At 65.8% G+C, this 14,040-nt stretch carries 14 protein-coding genes; 7 read left to right on the forward strand and 7 right to left on the reverse strand.

Translation table 11 applies throughout. The features are described 5' to 3' along the window. Positions 1-32 precede the first annotated feature (32 nt). Positions 33-782, reverse strand: coding sequence for an SDR family NAD(P)-dependent oxidoreductase (locus G4G27_RS19315; RefSeq protein ID WP_244624423.1), 750 nt, complete (start codon positions 780-782; stop codon positions 33-35). A 138-nt stretch (positions 783-920) separates the two neighbouring features. Between G4G27_RS19315 and G4G27_RS19320 the strand changes: the two genes are divergently transcribed. Beyond that, positions 921-1,733, forward strand: a complete 813-nt coding sequence (locus G4G27_RS19320) for a DUF72 domain-containing protein (RefSeq protein WP_183110138.1) — start codon at positions 921-923, stop codon at positions 1,731-1,733. 76 nt (positions 1,734-1,809) lie between these two features. Here the strand turns inward: G4G27_RS19320 and G4G27_RS19325 are convergent, their stop codons facing one another. The 4 genes from G4G27_RS19325 to hemC form a co-directional block, all read right to left on the reverse strand. Beyond that, entirely contained in the window at positions 1,810-2,460 is a 651-nt protein-coding gene (locus G4G27_RS19325) for a DUF4893 domain-containing protein (protein WP_183110139.1), read from the reverse strand. 203 nt (positions 2,461-2,663) lie between these two features. Beyond that, on the reverse strand, positions 2,664-3,566 hold the full coding sequence (locus tag G4G27_RS19330; RefSeq protein ID WP_183110140.1) for a hypothetical protein: 903 nt from the start codon (positions 3,564-3,566) through the stop codon (positions 2,664-2,666). Positions 3,567-3,596: 30 nt separating this feature from the next. After that, a complete protein-coding gene (locus G4G27_RS19335) occupies positions 3,597-4,259 on the reverse strand; it encodes a uroporphyrinogen-III synthase (RefSeq protein ID WP_183110141.1) in 663 nt (220 codons plus the stop codon). Beyond that, the gene (hemC, locus tag G4G27_RS19340; protein WP_183110142.1) at positions 4,256-5,173 is read right to left on the reverse strand and encodes a hydroxymethylbilane synthase; all 918 of its coding nucleotides are present in this window, start codon (positions 5,171-5,173) and stop codon (positions 4,256-4,258) included. Before hemC ends, G4G27_RS19335 begins: the two co-directional genes overlap by 4 nt. Positions 5,174-5,210: 37 nt before the next feature. Here hemC and tsaD point away from each other — a divergent pair, with 37 nt between their 5' ends. The 3 genes from tsaD to G4G27_RS19355 are packed head-to-tail and all read left to right on the forward strand — an operon-like array spanning position 5,211 to position 7,766. Next, positions 5,211-6,245, forward strand: coding sequence for a tRNA (adenosine(37)-N6)-threonylcarbamoyltransferase complex transferase subunit TsaD (tsaD, locus tag G4G27_RS19345; RefSeq protein WP_183110143.1), 1,035 nt, complete (start codon positions 5,211-5,213; stop codon positions 6,243-6,245). A gap of 10 nt (positions 6,246-6,255) precedes the next feature. After that, positions 6,256-7,230 carry an NAD(P)H-dependent glycerol-3-phosphate dehydrogenase gene (locus G4G27_RS19350; RefSeq protein WP_183110144.1) on the forward strand — a complete coding sequence of 325 codons (975 nt, stop codon included), beginning with the start codon at positions 6,256-6,258 and terminating at the stop codon, positions 7,228-7,230. Further along, entirely contained in the window at positions 7,230-7,766 is a 537-nt protein-coding gene (locus tag G4G27_RS19355; protein WP_183110145.1) for a DUF1697 domain-containing protein, read from the forward strand. Before G4G27_RS19350 ends, G4G27_RS19355 begins: the two co-directional genes overlap by 1 nt. Before the next feature lie 320 nt (positions 7,767-8,086). Here the strand turns inward: G4G27_RS19355 and G4G27_RS19360 are convergent, their stop codons facing one another. Next, entirely contained in the window at positions 8,087-9,952 is a 1,866-nt protein-coding gene (locus G4G27_RS19360; RefSeq protein ID WP_244624424.1) for an AsmA family protein, read from the reverse strand. Between the two features lie 41 nt (positions 9,953-9,993). Then, complete coding sequence (locus tag G4G27_RS19365; RefSeq protein ID WP_183110146.1) at positions 9,994-10,164, reverse strand: DUF1674 domain-containing protein; 171 nt, start codon at positions 10,162-10,164, stop codon at positions 9,994-9,996. A 139-nt stretch (positions 10,165-10,303) separates the two neighbouring features. Here G4G27_RS19365 and G4G27_RS19370 point away from each other — a divergent pair, with 139 nt between their 5' ends. Genes G4G27_RS19370 through G4G27_RS19380 form a run of 3 tightly spaced genes read left to right on the forward strand, consistent with a single transcriptional unit; the run spans position 10,304 to position 14,022 of the window. Beyond that, the gene (locus G4G27_RS19370; RefSeq protein ID WP_183110147.1) at positions 10,304-11,587 is read left to right on the forward strand and encodes a transcription antitermination factor NusB; all 1,284 of its coding nucleotides are present in this window, start codon (positions 10,304-10,306) and stop codon (positions 11,585-11,587) included. A 44-nt stretch (positions 11,588-11,631) separates the two neighbouring features. Then, the gene (gene rpe, locus G4G27_RS19375; protein WP_183110148.1) at positions 11,632-12,291 is read left to right on the forward strand and encodes a ribulose-phosphate 3-epimerase; all 660 of its coding nucleotides are present in this window, start codon (positions 11,632-11,634) and stop codon (positions 12,289-12,291) included. Then, positions 12,292-14,022, forward strand: a complete 1,731-nt coding sequence (locus G4G27_RS19380) for a heparinase II/III family protein (protein ID WP_183110149.1) — start codon at positions 12,292-12,294, stop codon at positions 14,020-14,022. The last annotated feature ends 18 nt before the right edge of the window (positions 14,023-14,040 follow it).

Here is a 14,040-nt window from a genome sequence, read left to right on the forward strand (position 1 = left end):
TCTTCGTCATGAAACGCGTGCGCCGGTCCAGGTCACACGGTGACTCCGCCTGATACCGTCAGCACCTGACCGGATACGAATCCCGCTGCCTCGCTGACGAAATAGGAAACGGCATGCGCGATATCGGCAGGGCTGCCGGCCCGGCGCACCGGTATTCGGGTCACCGCATCGGCCAGATGATCCTCCAGCGACAGGCCGCGCCGCGCTGCGGTGGCATCAGTCATCGCGGTCACGATCAGGCCCGGCGCGACGACATTTGCGGTGATGCCGAACGGTCCCAGTTCGACCGCCAGCGACTTGATGAAGCCGTGCATACCGGCCTTTGCCGCACAATAATTGGCGCGTCCCGCATGGCCCTGCGCGGAAATGCTCGAAATGTTCACCACCCGGCCCCAGCGCGCCGCCATCATGTACGGCAGGACGGCCTTTGCCATCAGGAACGAGCCGCGCAGATGGACATTCTGCACCGCGTCCCAATCGTCGATCGACATGTCGGCGAACGACACGTCGCGCGCGAAACCGGCATTGTTGACCAAAATGGTTGGCGCACCCAGATCGGATGCGACGCGTGCAACGGCATCTGCGACCGCATCCGGGTTCGCGATGTCCGCAGCGGCGGCCGCGACCTTGCCGATCGGACAAAGCTGTTCCACTGCGGCGTGGCAGGCGTCGGGGTCGATATCGACGATCCCGACGGCATATCCATCCTCAACCAACCGTCGTGCGATCCCGTGTCCGATGCCATGCGCCGCGCCGGTGACGATCGCGGTTCGCTGATTCACGGTTCGAGGTTTCCTTCGCATGCGCATTGATGGCCGCTCGAGGTGATTGGATCATGGCAGCGATGTCCAAATCGATCGAGCCTGTAAATGGGCAATGTCGGCCGTTTACCCGCGCCGATTTCGCGCTAGTCTCGGCTCATGACACAAGCACCCATTCGCGCCGGCATTGGCGGCTGGACCTTCGAACCATGGCGCGGGACCTTCTATCCCGACAAATGGCCGCAGAAGCGCGAGCTCGAATATGCCGCGAGCCATCTGACCGCGATCGAGGTCAACGGGACCTATTATAGCGGGTTCAAGCCGGCGACGTTCGAAGGCTGGGCCAAGGCCGCGCCCGACGAGTTTGTCTTCGCGGTCAAGGCATCCCGCTTCTGCACCAACCGCAAGGTGCTGGCCGAGGCGGGCGATTCGATCACGCGCTTCACCGGCCAGGGCATCGTCGAGTTGGGCGACAAGCTCGGCCCGATCCTGTGGCAGTTCATGGCGACCAAGAAGTTCGACGCCGAGGATTTCGGTGCCTTCCTGAAACTGCTGCCCGATAGCCAGGATGGCGTGAAGCTGCGCCACGCGATCCAGGTACGGCACGAGAGTTTCGCGGTGCCGGAATTCATCGAATTGTGCCGTGCCGCCGGTGTCGCGATCGTGTTCGCGGATTCGCCGCAATATCCTGCGATCGCCGATATCACTGGCGATTTCGTTTATGCCCGGCTGGAAAGCGGCGAGGATGACAATCCGCTTTGCTATCCCAAGGCAGCGATCGATCGCTGGGCTGATACGGCGAAAATCTGGGCAAGCGGCGGATCGCCCAAGGGGCTGCCCGTTGATCGTCTGACGTATGTCGGCACCTCGGCCCCGGAAAAGCCACGCGAAACCTTTGTTTTCTTCATCCATGGCGGCAAAGTGCGTGCGCCGGCCGCAGCCATGGCGCTGATCGAGCGGATCAAGGATTGAGCCTCTGTCGGCCCCTATTCAGAATAGGCTCGGTCGTTGGAAAGGGAGTGGGTCGGCGCTATCCAAGCCGAAAGATTCAGCGTGCCGATCCGGCAGGTGAGCTGGGCGGCACCGGGACAAGTTCGTAAAGGTCAAGCAGCGCGCCCTTGCCCGGATGGGTGAGGACCAGCCGCCAGCGGAACGGCGCCACGCGTTCGATCACGCCGGCGACGTCGCGCGCGGGATCGCTGCCATAAGGCGGCGCGATCTTTTCACCGCCGGTGCGAAAGGTGCCGAGAAACACCTGACGCTTGTCGGTGTCCGCATGCAGCCATCCGCCGGGCAAGGTCGTGCCGGTCTGTTTGGTGAAGGACAGGCTTTTGGCGTCGCCTTCAACATAGCAGAAATCGGGTGCGAAGCTCGCGAAGCCGGCGCGCCCGCCGAAGCGGACCAGGCGGCAGCGATAGGAGCCTGGCGGGAGCGCGGGCAGGTCGAGCGCCGCGTCGGGCTGGACCAGCGGCCCTTCCGCGGCGAGCTTCTTGGCGAGACGCTTGGGCACGGCGGCGCGCGCGCTCGACCAGCGCGCCGGCAGCGCGTTGATCCGCGCAAGGTCTTCCTGGGTTGCGACCGATTCCCAGCCTGAGCTTTGTTTGGATACATCAACGGCAACGGACGTGCGACCGCGCGTCGTTGCGCAGCCGGCGGCCAGCGGCACGATCAGGGCAAGCGTCATCAAGGCGCGAAGCATGGCGGCTGATCCTCGGCGGGTGTGAAGTACGTCCCCGCCACGACACAAATGCTTGGCGGGTTAACAATTCGTATGCCGAGATAGTTAACGAAAGGTTAATTTATTCATCTGGTGCGACGAGGCGTTGGTCGCAACCGCCAGCCGTCGGGGTCGGACTGAAGACAATGATTCCAGGTGCCTATGGCGCCCCAAAAAGCGGAAGATCAGCCCGCCGGGATCGTCTCATTGTCCGAAAGGTCGGCAGCTCCGGATTGGCCGAGGATCGCGGCCGCCTCGATCGTGTCTAGCGCGCGGCGCGCGCCGATGTAGCGCCGTGCAGCGGCGGTCCAGCGCGTCGCTTGGGCAGCGCCGGGCATGCGCGCGACCTCGGCCAGTGCCGCTTCGACCTTGCCCGCCTCAAGCAGTTGGCGGGCGCGGGCGAGACGATCGACCGGCAGTGGTGACGGGGTCGTCGCCTTGTGCAGCACGACCAGATTGCCCAGTTCGCGGCGAAAGCTCGACCACCAGCCAGTGCTTGCCGCCCCGGTGACCAGTTCGGGTGCGATACCGTCGAGCCCGGCGCGCAGTTCGCTGATCGTCACCGGTTCGCGTGCTGCCTGCAGGATCGCCGCGACGGCGCGCGGCTGGCCGGTGCCGAAGCGCGCGCGCAAATGCTGCTCGACATAACCGAGCGCCAGGCCGCGATCGAGCGCACGGCGCGCGGCAAAGGCGATCATCATGCCCTCCGCGCGCGTCGCATAACCCGATGCGGTCTGCGCATCGGTGCTGACGCGCGTGGTGCGCGCTTCCAGATCGGCGAGCCGTGCGGCGAGTTCGCTTTCGCGCGACGACAGCGCGTTGAGGTCGATTACCGGCGCTACGGCGGCCGGCGGACCGGCGGCAGGCACCACGACGACCGGCAACTGCCCCTTGGGCACGACCGCCACTGCCTGTTGTGCCGGGAACCAGCGGCTTTGATAGTGCAGGATGGCGGCCATCGCGATCGAACCACCGACAAAGGCCAGCACGGCGATGATCATGGCCGTGCGCCAGGGAGACTGGACGGTCGCAGCCATGGGGGCCGGGGCGGGTGTCTGCCCGGTAAAATCTGTCGGCATATCGCTCATGCTGCCTTATCCCCGTGCGCGCCGTCCCGGTCAATCGGCCAGCATTCGGGCCACCCCGAGCAGCATGCCGTCGTCGGGTGCGGTCGCGGCGAGCCCGCCGGCCCAGCCCGCGCCGGCTGCGTCGAGGATGGCGTCACTCAAAGCGGCAAGCCTGATCCGCGACCGGTCAACGACCAGCCCACCCAGCCTGTGCGCCGCTCGCGCCGAATGAAGCAGCGCCACCGCCCCGTCTAGCGCTTCGATCTCACGGCGCGCGAGGGGCAACGCGTCGCTGCCATAGACGGTGATTGCTGTGGCAATGACGTCACTGTTGACCGGAATCCTTTCCCGGCCACCAACAAACAGCGCACGCCGTATGCCGCGCGCCTCGGCAAGGGCCAGTAACGCTGTCACATCGGCGACCCCGGTCGCCATGACGTCAAACCCGGCTGAACGCGCCATCGTGGCGGTGCGTTCTCCCACAGCCAGGACCGGCAGCGCCAGCATCGAGCGCAGCGCCTCACCGCCATGCCGGATCGTATTGGCGCTGGTCAGGATCAGCGCATCATGGATGTCGGGGTCGGGCGCTGTCCAGGCAACCGGGCGCACGGCAAACAAGGGCAGGCGGATCACCGTCAGGCCCAGCGCTTCGGCGCGGGCGGCGGTGGCGCTGTTGCCCGGCTCGGGCCGCAGCACGGCCACCGGCCGAGTCATGCTGCGAACAGCGCCCGCACCGCCGCAGGCGCGCGATCGAGCAAGTCGTGCGTTAGGCGCTGCGCCAGATCGGTCTCGCCGATTGATCCGGTTATTTCACCTGTCACATGCTCACGGCCATCCTCGGACAGCAATTCGGCGCGCAGCACCATTTTGTCGCCGTCGATCTGCGCAAGTGCCGCGACGGGCGAATGGCAATCGGCATCGAGCGCAGCAAGCAGCGCACGCTCGATCAGCACGCAACGATGGGTCACGCCATGATCGATTGCTCTGACCAGCCCGGCGGCACGGGCATTGCCGGCGCGGGTCTCGATCCCCACCGCCCCTTGTGCCGGCGCGGGCAGCATGACGTCAGTCGCGATCGCCACGCCGACATCGTGCCGTCCGAGCCGGTCAAGTCCGGCAGCGGCGAGCAGAGTCGCATCGACCTCCCCGGCCGCCAGCTTGGCCAGCCTCGTGTCGACGTTGCCGCGGAACAGCGCAATTTTCAAATCGGGGCGCAACCGCAACAACTGTGCACTGCGTCGCGGTGAGCTGGTGCCGACAATGCCGTCCCGGCGGATTTCGTCGATGCTTGCCGCGCCGATCAGCCGGTCACGCACATCGGCGCGTGCCAGCATCGCGGTGATCGCCAACGTATCTGGGCGGATCGTCTCGACATCCTTCATCGAGTGGACCGAACAATCGATCTCGTCGGCCAGCAGCGCACGGTCGAGCTCCTTGGTCCACAACGCCTTGCCGCCGATCTCGGCCAGCGCGCGGTCCTGCACCCGGTCGCCGGTGGTGACGACGGTGACGATTTCGACTTCTTCTTCCTGCCAGCCATGGGCAAGACAAAGCGCGGTGCGAACCATGCGGGCCTGGGTCAGGGCAAGCGGCGACCCTCTGGTACCGAGACGGAAGAGAATGGGCATAGCTTGTGCTAGCCGCCGATCGGGCTAGAGGAAAGCCGTGGCGCTGATCCTCGGCCTTGAATCCAGTTGTGACGAAACCGCAGCCGCGCTTGTGACGAGCGATCGCGTCATCCTCGCGCATCGTCTTGCCGGGCAGGAAGCGGCGCATCGCCCCTATGGCGGCGTCGTGCCGGAAATCGCCGCGCGAGCCCATGTCGAGGCATTGATGCCGCTGATCGAGGATGCGCTTGGCGACGCCGGCGTCACGCTGAGCGAGGTCGATGCCATTGCCGCGACTGCGGGACCGGGTCTGATCGGTGGCGTCATGGTCGGCCTGGTCACCGGCAAGGCGCTGGCCCATGCCGCCGGCAAGCCGCTGGTTGCTGTCAATCATCTCGAAGGCCATGCGCTCAGCCCGCGCCTGACCGATCCCGATCTCGACTTTCCTTATCTGCTGCTGCTCGTCTCGGGCGGGCATTGCCAGTTACTGCTGGTCGAGGGCGTCGGCGCCTATCGCCGCCTCGCCACGACGATCGACGATGCCGCGGGCGAAGCGTTCGACAAGACCGCGAAACTGCTCGGCCTGGGTTTTCCCGGCGGCCCGGCGGTCGAGCGCGCGGCACTGCTCGGCAATCCCAGGGCCGTGCCGCTGCCCCGGCCGCTAAAGGGCGCGGTGGAGCCGCATTTCTCCTTCGCCGGACTAAAGAGCGCCGTGTCGCGAGCGCGCGACACGGGCAATTGGAACGCGGAGGATATCGCCGCCTCGTTCCAGGCGGCGGTGGTCGATTGCCTGATCGACCGCACGACCAAGGCGCTGGGCAATGCGCCCGGCGCGACCGCTCTGGTTGTCGCGGGCGGCGTCGCGGCCAATCAGGCAGTGCGTTCGGCGCTGGAAAGCCTGGCGCAGGCCAATGGTCTGCGCTTCGTCGCGCCACCCTTGTGGCTGTGCACCGACAATGCCGCGATGATCGCCTGGGCGGGAGCGGAACGCTTCGCCGCTGGTTTCACCGATCCGCTCGATATCGCCGCACGGCCGCGCTGGCCGCTCGATCCGGCAGCCGAGGCGGTACGTGGCGCGGGAGTGAAGGCATGAGGATCTGCTCATGAAGATAGGGGTAATCGGCGGCGGTGCCTGGGGCACCGCGCTGGCCCAGGTCGCGGCGCGCGGCGGCGACCCCGTGTTGCTCTGGGCGCGCGAGCGTGACGTCGTGGCGTCAATCAACGCTGACCATGAGAATCCGGTCTTCCTCGCCGGTGTGCCATTGCCGGAGAATATCCGCGCCACCGGGGCGCTCGACGATCTATCGGCATGCGACGCGCTGCTCGTTGTCGTGCCCGCTCAGCATGTCCGCTCGGTCCTCGCCGATATCGATGTTGGGGCAACGCCACTCGTGCTCTGCGCCAAGGGCATCGAGACGGGCACCCAATTGCTCGTCGGACAAGTTGCCGGTCAGGTCCATCCACAGGCGCCCATCGCGGTGCTGTCGGGGCCGACCTTCGCGCATGAGGTCGCCGCCGGGCAGCCGACTGCCGTTACGCTCGCCTGTGAGAACGAAGCACTCGGCGCGGCTCTGGCCGATCGGCTCGCCGGCCCTGCGTTCCGCACTTATGCCTCGAATGACGTAATCGGTGCGGAAATCGGTGGTGCGGTCAAGAATGTGCTCGCCATTGCCTGTGGCGTGGTCGAGGGCGCGGGGCTCGGGCAGAATGCCCGCGCCGCGCTGATTGCGCGCGGTTTCGCTGAGATGACGCGCTTTGGCCTGGCGCGGGGCGCGCGTGCCGAGACGCTGGCCGGGTTGTCCGGGCTCGGCGATCTCGTGCTGACTTGCTCCTCGACCAGTTCGCGCAACTTCTCGCTCGGTGTCGGGCTGGGGCAGGGGCGCAGTTCCAGCGAGATGCTCGCCGACCGCCGCACCGTGGCGGAAGGCGCCTTCACTGCACCGGTGCTGTGCCAGGCGGCGATCGCGGCGGGTGTTGCGATGCCGGTGGTCGATGCGGTCTGCGCGCTGCTTGAAGGCGCCGATGTCGGCGATGTGGTCGGCGCGCTGCTCGCTCGGCCGCTGACTCGCGAAGTATGATGCGCTGGGTCGCATTGCTGCGCGGGGTCAATCTCGGTGGCCGCAAGCTGCTGATGACCGATCTCAAGGCGATCACCGAAGGACTTGGTTTCACGCGGGTCGAAACGTTGCTCGCCTCCGGCAATGTCCTGTTCGACTCTGAGCAGCTGGGACCTGAGATCGAGACGATGCTTGAGGCGGCGCTGGAGCAATATGGCCTGAAGACTGACGTCATGGTGCGCGGCCTGGCCGAAATCCGTGCTGTCATCGCCGCCAATCCCTTTGCGGATGCGGTGCTCGATCATCCCAGTCATGTGCTGGTCAGTTTCCACCGCGAACCCTTTCCGCCCGACCGGATCGCACGGCTTGCCGAGGTCCATGGCGGCCCGGAACGGCTCCACGCCGTCGGGCGCGAACTCTATACCGATTTTCTTGGCCAGCAGCAGATGCGCGACTCGAAGCTGCTCCAGGGCATGAGCAAAGCGAAATTCCCCAAGATTGCCACCGCGCGCAACTGGAACACCGTGACCAAGCTCGCCACGCTGCTCGACGCGTAGCTTGCCCGGCCCTGGCGATCGATATCGCCGCGAGATGCTGCGGAGTGGCGATCGGACGAGACGTCGGTCAGGCGCTCTTGTCTCGCTCTTTCAAATGGCTGCGAGGTGCCAGGCGATGGTCGCCCTGTTTCGATCGAAACGGCTCCTGTTATTGCCCCCGTTATCTCCTGTTTTCATAACAGAAGCGGAATCAGCTATGCTATTGAAAATAGACGGGTAATCGGCAGCCAGCCCCAACAATAACAGGGGCGAGAAAATATACTGCCGGAAACGGGGGATAACAGGGGCGAAAGCCGGGCAATTAGTGGATGTGAAGTGCCCTAGCCGCCGCCCAGCGCCCGCGCCGACAGCGCGACGCAGTCCGCATCGCTCGCCTTGGGACCCTGGTTGCCGGTGATCGACCGCCCGATCGCTTTCAGCACATTGCCAACCGACTTCATCTTGGGTGGAATAGCAATGTCGGGGTCGCGGATCGTGCCCGCAACGGTTACCGATCCGGGCAGGCGCAACACGCTCTTCTGCTTCGGCGCGCCGGTCAGGGTGATCGCCAGCGCTTCGGACGGGAAACTGACGCTACCTTGGCCGTTCGACTGGCTGAGTGTGGTGTCGAGCACCAGTGGATCGACCCGGCCGACGCCCCGCCGCATGTCGAGTCGCAGCACGATGCAGCGCAAGCCGGCACGTTCGTCATCATCGCTGGTCAGCGCGCGCGAGGCGTCGAAGCCGATCATCGCCGCGACCTTGGCCGGCAGCCCGCCGTCACGTGCGACCAGACCGATGCTGCCATTGGCGTTGCCGACCGCTTCGCGGATGGTGCTGCCGGGGCCGGACAGATTCGCGCGGGCATCGACCCGCCCGTCGACTGCGCCGCCACCGCCGGCCAGCGCACCGACGCTGCTGCCGCTGAGCTTCAGATCGATCGTCACCATTGGCACCTTGACGCCACCACGTTGGTCGACGCGCATCGATCCGGTGATCGTGCCCTGTTTGAGACCGATGGCCAGCGGTGCGACGACCAGCAACTGATGATCTAGCTTGAGGCTTCCACGCAACGAGGTGACCGATGACGGTCGCTTCCCGCCGATCACTTGCCGCACATTGAAACGGATATCGCCGTCAGTATCATCGATCTTGACGATGTTGATCCGCGTATTGGGCACCAGTCTCAGCCCGATCGACTGCTCCAGCGCGGCGGCCTTGGCGAGCCCGGCATCGGAAGCGAAATCGTCGAAGTTCAGCCGGTTCGACACGACATCGCCGTCGAGCAGAGTACGCCCCCCCCGTCGACGCACGGTCAGGCCACCGGCAATGTCCGACTGGCCGATCGTGCCACTTAGCTTCGTGATCGTCCAGTCCAGCCCGTCCTGCCGGGCATGCGCCTTCAGCCGCACGTCCTGAGTACCGAACAGGCCTGCCTCGATCACCGCGTCGATCATCTTCAGATCGTCGGCGCGCGCGGTCAGGTCGATCGTCATGGCGCTGGCGTCGAGCGGCGAATCCATCTTACCGATTACCCTCATGCCCAGCCGTGGCCCTTCGATGGTCGCTTCGAAGGGCCAGAGCCTACCGGCGACGTTTTCGATCGCGGCGCCTTTGGCACTGAGCGCGACCGGCGCTCCTAGGATTTCGCCTTTGCCGTTCAGCACGATGCCCTTGGCGCTGTCCGCGGTCATTTTGACCGTAAAGCTGCGCCCGACCTTGGCGTCGCGGTAGCTGATGATGCTATCGACGATACGCAACGCGGTCAGGCGCGGGACTGGGCCGGACTCATCGGATCCGGACTGACGCCAGTTCTCGCGCCCATCCTTCGCCCGCACGAGATTGAGGCGCAGGCCGGACACATCGATCGATTCGGGCCGAAAATTGCCGGTCAGTAGCGGGAAAACGGAAAAACGAACCGTTGCCGCCCTGATCGTCGCGAGATCACCGGTCCCGACCCACTCGGCTTGCGGAATACGCATGTCATGAATCGCGATCGTCGGCGAGAACGAGAAGCCGTCGAGCCGGTCGATCCGCCCGATCGTCACTGGCCGGCCGAAGCTCTTGCTCATTCGGCTCTCGACCGTCGATTTCAGGCTGCCCCAAGGGAATGCTGCGAGGCCGAGCAAGGCAAGCACGATCAGGGCGACCAAGCCGCCGACGGTCCAGTAAAGCCGTCGATCGGCGATAATGGTCTTGAATCTCACGGCCTTTCGACGCGTCAACGCGTCGATTCGTTCCGTTTCGGTCAGAAATCGACCGCGATGCCCTTCAATTCCCAGTCGCCATAACGCACCGGATTAAGGCCGAGTGGGTCTTCCGCTCCCGCCTCGTTTTCACCCTTCGGATCGGGCGTCGGCACCGGCGGATTCTTCGACAGATAGGCTGGTGGCTTCACATGTGGCGGCCGCTGGGCCATGGGCTGCTCCCTGAGTGAACGGTGAAACGCGATTGAACCGCGACTCTCCCGACGACACATCGGTCCTGAAAGGAGTTGGTTCAAGTGAATCAGCTAAAGACGACGACATTGCCGCGCAACTCGCTCGGTCGGCGCTGAATTGGCTCATTCCCAATCCAACCAGCCCGAGCCCGCCGGCGTTCCTGCACGGCGCGCGGCACTGCGCCTGCTCGATGCCGTGCTTCGTCAGGGCCTGCCACTCGAGGCCGCGCTCGATCGCGCGACCTCCGGGATCGATCGTGCCGACGACCGCGCGCTCGCCCATGCCATTGCCGCTGAGACGTTACGCCGCCTGCCCGATCTCGACGCGCTGATCGATTCCGCGACCGCGCGACCTTTGCCCGAAGACGCCAAGGCGCGGTCGGCGCTGCGCATCGCCCTGGTCCAGACGCTCGCGCTCGGCACCCCGGCGCATGCCGCGATCAGCACCGTACTGCCGCTGGTCGATGGCGGGCCGCGCAAGCTGGTCCATGGCGTGTTCGGCACTTTATCGCGGCAGGGCGCGAGCTTGCCCGAGATTCCGACCTTGCCCGATCCCGTTGCGATCCGCTGGCATGCCGCCTGGGGCGACGATGCGATCGAAGGCGCCGAGCACGCCATCGCCGCGCCGCCGCCGCTCGATCTGGTCATCGCCGATCCCGCCACGACCGATGAATGGGCGGAGAAACTCGGCGGCGTGTCGCTGATGCCTGGCCATGTGCGCCTGCCCAGCGGCCATGTACCCGAATTGCCCGGCTTCGAAGAGGGTGTCTGGTGGGTGCAGGACATCGCGGCTTCGCTTCCCGCGCGACTGATCGGGCGCGGTACCGGCGTCGCGCTTGATCTATGCGCCGCGCCCGGCGGCAAGACGATGCAGCTCGCAAGCGCCGGTTGGCGGGTGACTTCGGTTGACAGTGCGGAAAGTCGTCTGGCGCGACTTCACGATAACCTCGCGCGGACGAAATTGTCGGCGGACGTCGTCACCGCTGATGTCCTGAAATGGTCGCCGCCCTCGCCGGCCGACGCGGTTCTGCTCGATGCGCCGTGCAGCGCGACCGGTATTTTCCGTCGCCATCCCGACGTACTTCACCGCATTCGCCCCTCGCAGATTTCCGAAATGGCCGCGCTGCAGGAGAAGATGCTGGCGCGCGCCGCCGACTGGGTTCGGCCCGGCGGGTTGCTGGTCTATGCGACCTGCTCGCTCGAACCGGCCGAGGGCGAGAAGCAGCTCAAGCGCTTCCTTGGCACGCGCGGCGACTATGCGGTCGATCGGATCCGTCAGGAAGAATTGCCCGAAGGCTTGACCGCGCATGCTGAAGGGTATCTGCGCACATTGCCCGGCGCGCTCGCCGATCAGGGCGGCTGTGACGGGTTTTTCATGGCGCGGATGAGGCGCGCTATCTGATCCATCCCTTGCGGGCCGAGTCGGTCGTGCTAGAGGGTCGGATCATGCAACATCCAGTCCGTATCGCCCCTTCGATCCTGTCCGCCGATTTCGCCCGGCTCGGTGAGGAGGTGCGCGCGATCGACGCCGCCGGCGCCGACTGGATCCATGTCGACGTCATGGACGGACATTTCGTGCCCAACATCACGATCGGGCCGGCGGTCGTGAAGGCATTGCGTCCGCACACCGCCAAGCCGCTCGACGTGCATCTCATGATCGCGCCGGTCGACGCATTCCTTGAGGATTTTGCCGAAGCGGGCGCCGATACGATCAGTGTCCATGTAGAGGCCGGGGCGCACACCCACCGCACGATCCAGCGCATCAAGGGCCTCGGCAAGCGCGCCGGCGTGGTGCTGACCCCACAGACGCCGGCCAAGGCGCTCGACTATTTGCTCGAAGAGGTCGACCTGGTGCTGGTGATGAGCGTCAATCCCGGTTTCGGCGGGCAGAGCTTCATCGAGAGCCAGCTGCGCAAGATCGAAGCGATCCGCAAGATGATCGACAAGGCCGGGCTAAGCGTCGATCTTGAGGTCGATGGGGGGATCGACCGCGCCACCGCGCCGCGCGCGATCGCGGCCGGCGCCGATGTGCTGGTCGCCGGCACCGCCACCTTTCGCGGGGGGGCATCCGCCTATGCCGATAATATCGCGGCATTGAGAGGCTGAGTGAGCGATCCCAGCGAGCCCGGCAACGATGGGATCGATGAAGGCAAGCGGCTGATCAGGCTGGGCGGCGACAAGGGGTTGTCGCTGTCCGAACGCCTTGCCGAACGGCTCCACCGCCTGACCTGGCGCACTCCGATCCATGGGCTGAAATTGAAGGGCCGGCATCCACTCAAGCTGATCGCGGTGCCCGACGATCCCTTTCTCGGCGATGTGAAGCGCGGACATGCCTTGCTTGAGGGCAATCTCAGCTTTCGTGGTGAAATCCGGCCGATCGATGCGATCAACCTGAGCAAGCCCGATTATTCCCGCGCGCTTGGCGATCATGTGCAAAGCTTCGCCTGGCTGCGCGACTTGTCGACCGTCGCGACGCGAGCGCAGGCAACGCCGATCGCCGAGGGGCTGATGCGCCGCTGGCTCGATGTGCATGCCGACACGGTCAGTGAGCCGGCCTGGCGTGCCGATCTCTGGGGCCGGCGCATCCTGTTCTGGACCGCCCATGCGCCATTGGTGCTATCTTCGACCGACCTAGTCTATCGTAGTCGGCTGCTCAATACGCTTGCGCGCGGTGCACGGCATATCGATCGCGGCGCGGAGAAGATGGCACCCGGCGCACCACGCATCGCCGCCTTGTGCGGCGTAGTCGCGGCGGGGCTGTTGATCGCCGGCGGCGATGCGCGTCGCTCATCAACTGAGGCGGCTTTGATCAAGGCGCTGTCGGCGTCGGTGTTCGATGACGGCGGTAGTGTCGCGCGCTCGCCGCATGCACAACTCGACATCATAATGCTGCTGACGATGCTGCGCGAGGTCTATGACTCGCGCCGGCTGGAACCGCCCGCCGCGCTGCTCGAAGTACTCAACCGCATGGTCCCGGCGCTGCTCGGCGTCTGTCACGGCGACAAGGGACTGTCGAGCTGGCAGGGCGGTGGTCCGGTGTCGGGCGAGACGCTCAGGCAGATCATCGACGCGACCGGGGTACGCGCAAGACCGCTGCGCCAGGCGCGCGACTGGGGCTATCAGCGCCTCGCCGCCGGTCCGGCCGTGCTGATCATGGACGCGGCACCGCCGCCCGTGGCGCGGTTGGTCGAGGGCGGTTGCGCTTCGACCCTTGCCTTCGAATTTTCCGATGGTCCACACCGGCTGGTGGTCAATTGCGGTGGCGCGCGGGCCGCCGTGGCGCAATTGCCCGCTGCGCTTGCCGACGGCCTGCGCACCACAGCGGCGCATTCGACGCTGATCGTCGGCGACAGCAATTCGACCGCGATCCATCCCGATGGCACACTCGGGCGCGGCGTCGCTGAGGTCGAACTGGCGCGGCAGGAAAGCGATGCCGGCAGCCGGATCGAAGCGAGCCATGACGGGTATGCGCGGCGCTTCGGCTTCATCCATCGCCGCCAGCTGGTACTGACCGGCAATGGCCGCGAACTGCGTGGCGAGGATTTGTTGCTGCCCGAGGGCAAGCGCCGCAAGACCGTCACGACCGCCTTTGCGATCCGCTTCCATCTCGGCCAGGGCGTGCAGGCCTCACCCACCGCCGATGGCATGGCCGCGCTGTTGCGCATGCCCGGTGGCGCGCTGTGGCAGTATCGCTGCCGCGGCGGCACGCTGACGATCGAGGACAGTTTGTGGATCGACGCCGAAGGCCGCCCACAATCGACTTACCAGCTCGTCATCACGGGCGAATCCCCCGCCGGCGGGTCCAGCGTCAACTGGGCCTTCAAACGCGCCAACTGATCTTTTTTCCGGAGCCCA

This window comes from Sphingomonas sp. So64.6b (assembly GCF_014171475.1).
GTDB classification, from domain to species: Bacteria; Pseudomonadota; Alphaproteobacteria; order Sphingomonadales; family Sphingomonadaceae; genus Sphingomonas; species Sphingomonas alpina_A.

Coding starts and splice junctions, on each gene's coding strand:
- hemC (WP_183110142.1), bottom strand. CDS start 5,173: ATGCCCATTCTCTTCCGTCTCGGTACCAGAGGGTCGCCGCTTGCCCTG.
- G4G27_RS19320 (WP_183110138.1), top strand. CDS start 921: ATGACACAAGCACCCATTCGCGCCGGCATTGGCGGCTGGACCTTCGAA.
- G4G27_RS19365 (WP_183110146.1), bottom strand. CDS start 10,164: ATGGCCCAGCGGCCGCCACATGTGAAGCCACCAGCCTATCTGTCGAAG.
- G4G27_RS19330 (WP_183110140.1), bottom strand. CDS start 3,566: ATGAGCGATATGCCGACAGATTTTACCGGGCAGACACCCGCCCCGGCC.
- rpe (WP_183110148.1), top strand. CDS start 11,632: ATGCAACATCCAGTCCGTATCGCCCCTTCGATCCTGTCCGCCGATTTC.
- G4G27_RS19325 (WP_183110139.1), bottom strand. CDS start 2,460: ATGCTTCGCGCCTTGATGACGCTTGCCCTGATCGTGCCGCTGGCCGCC.
- G4G27_RS19350 (WP_183110144.1), top strand. CDS start 6,256: ATGAAGATAGGGGTAATCGGCGGCGGTGCCTGGGGCACCGCGCTGGCC.
- G4G27_RS19335 (WP_183110141.1), bottom strand. CDS start 4,259: ATGACTCGGCCGGTGGCCGTGCTGCGGCCCGAGCCGGGCAACAGCGCC.
- G4G27_RS19355 (WP_183110145.1), top strand. CDS start 7,230: ATGCGCTGGGTCGCATTGCTGCGCGGGGTCAATCTCGGTGGCCGCAAG.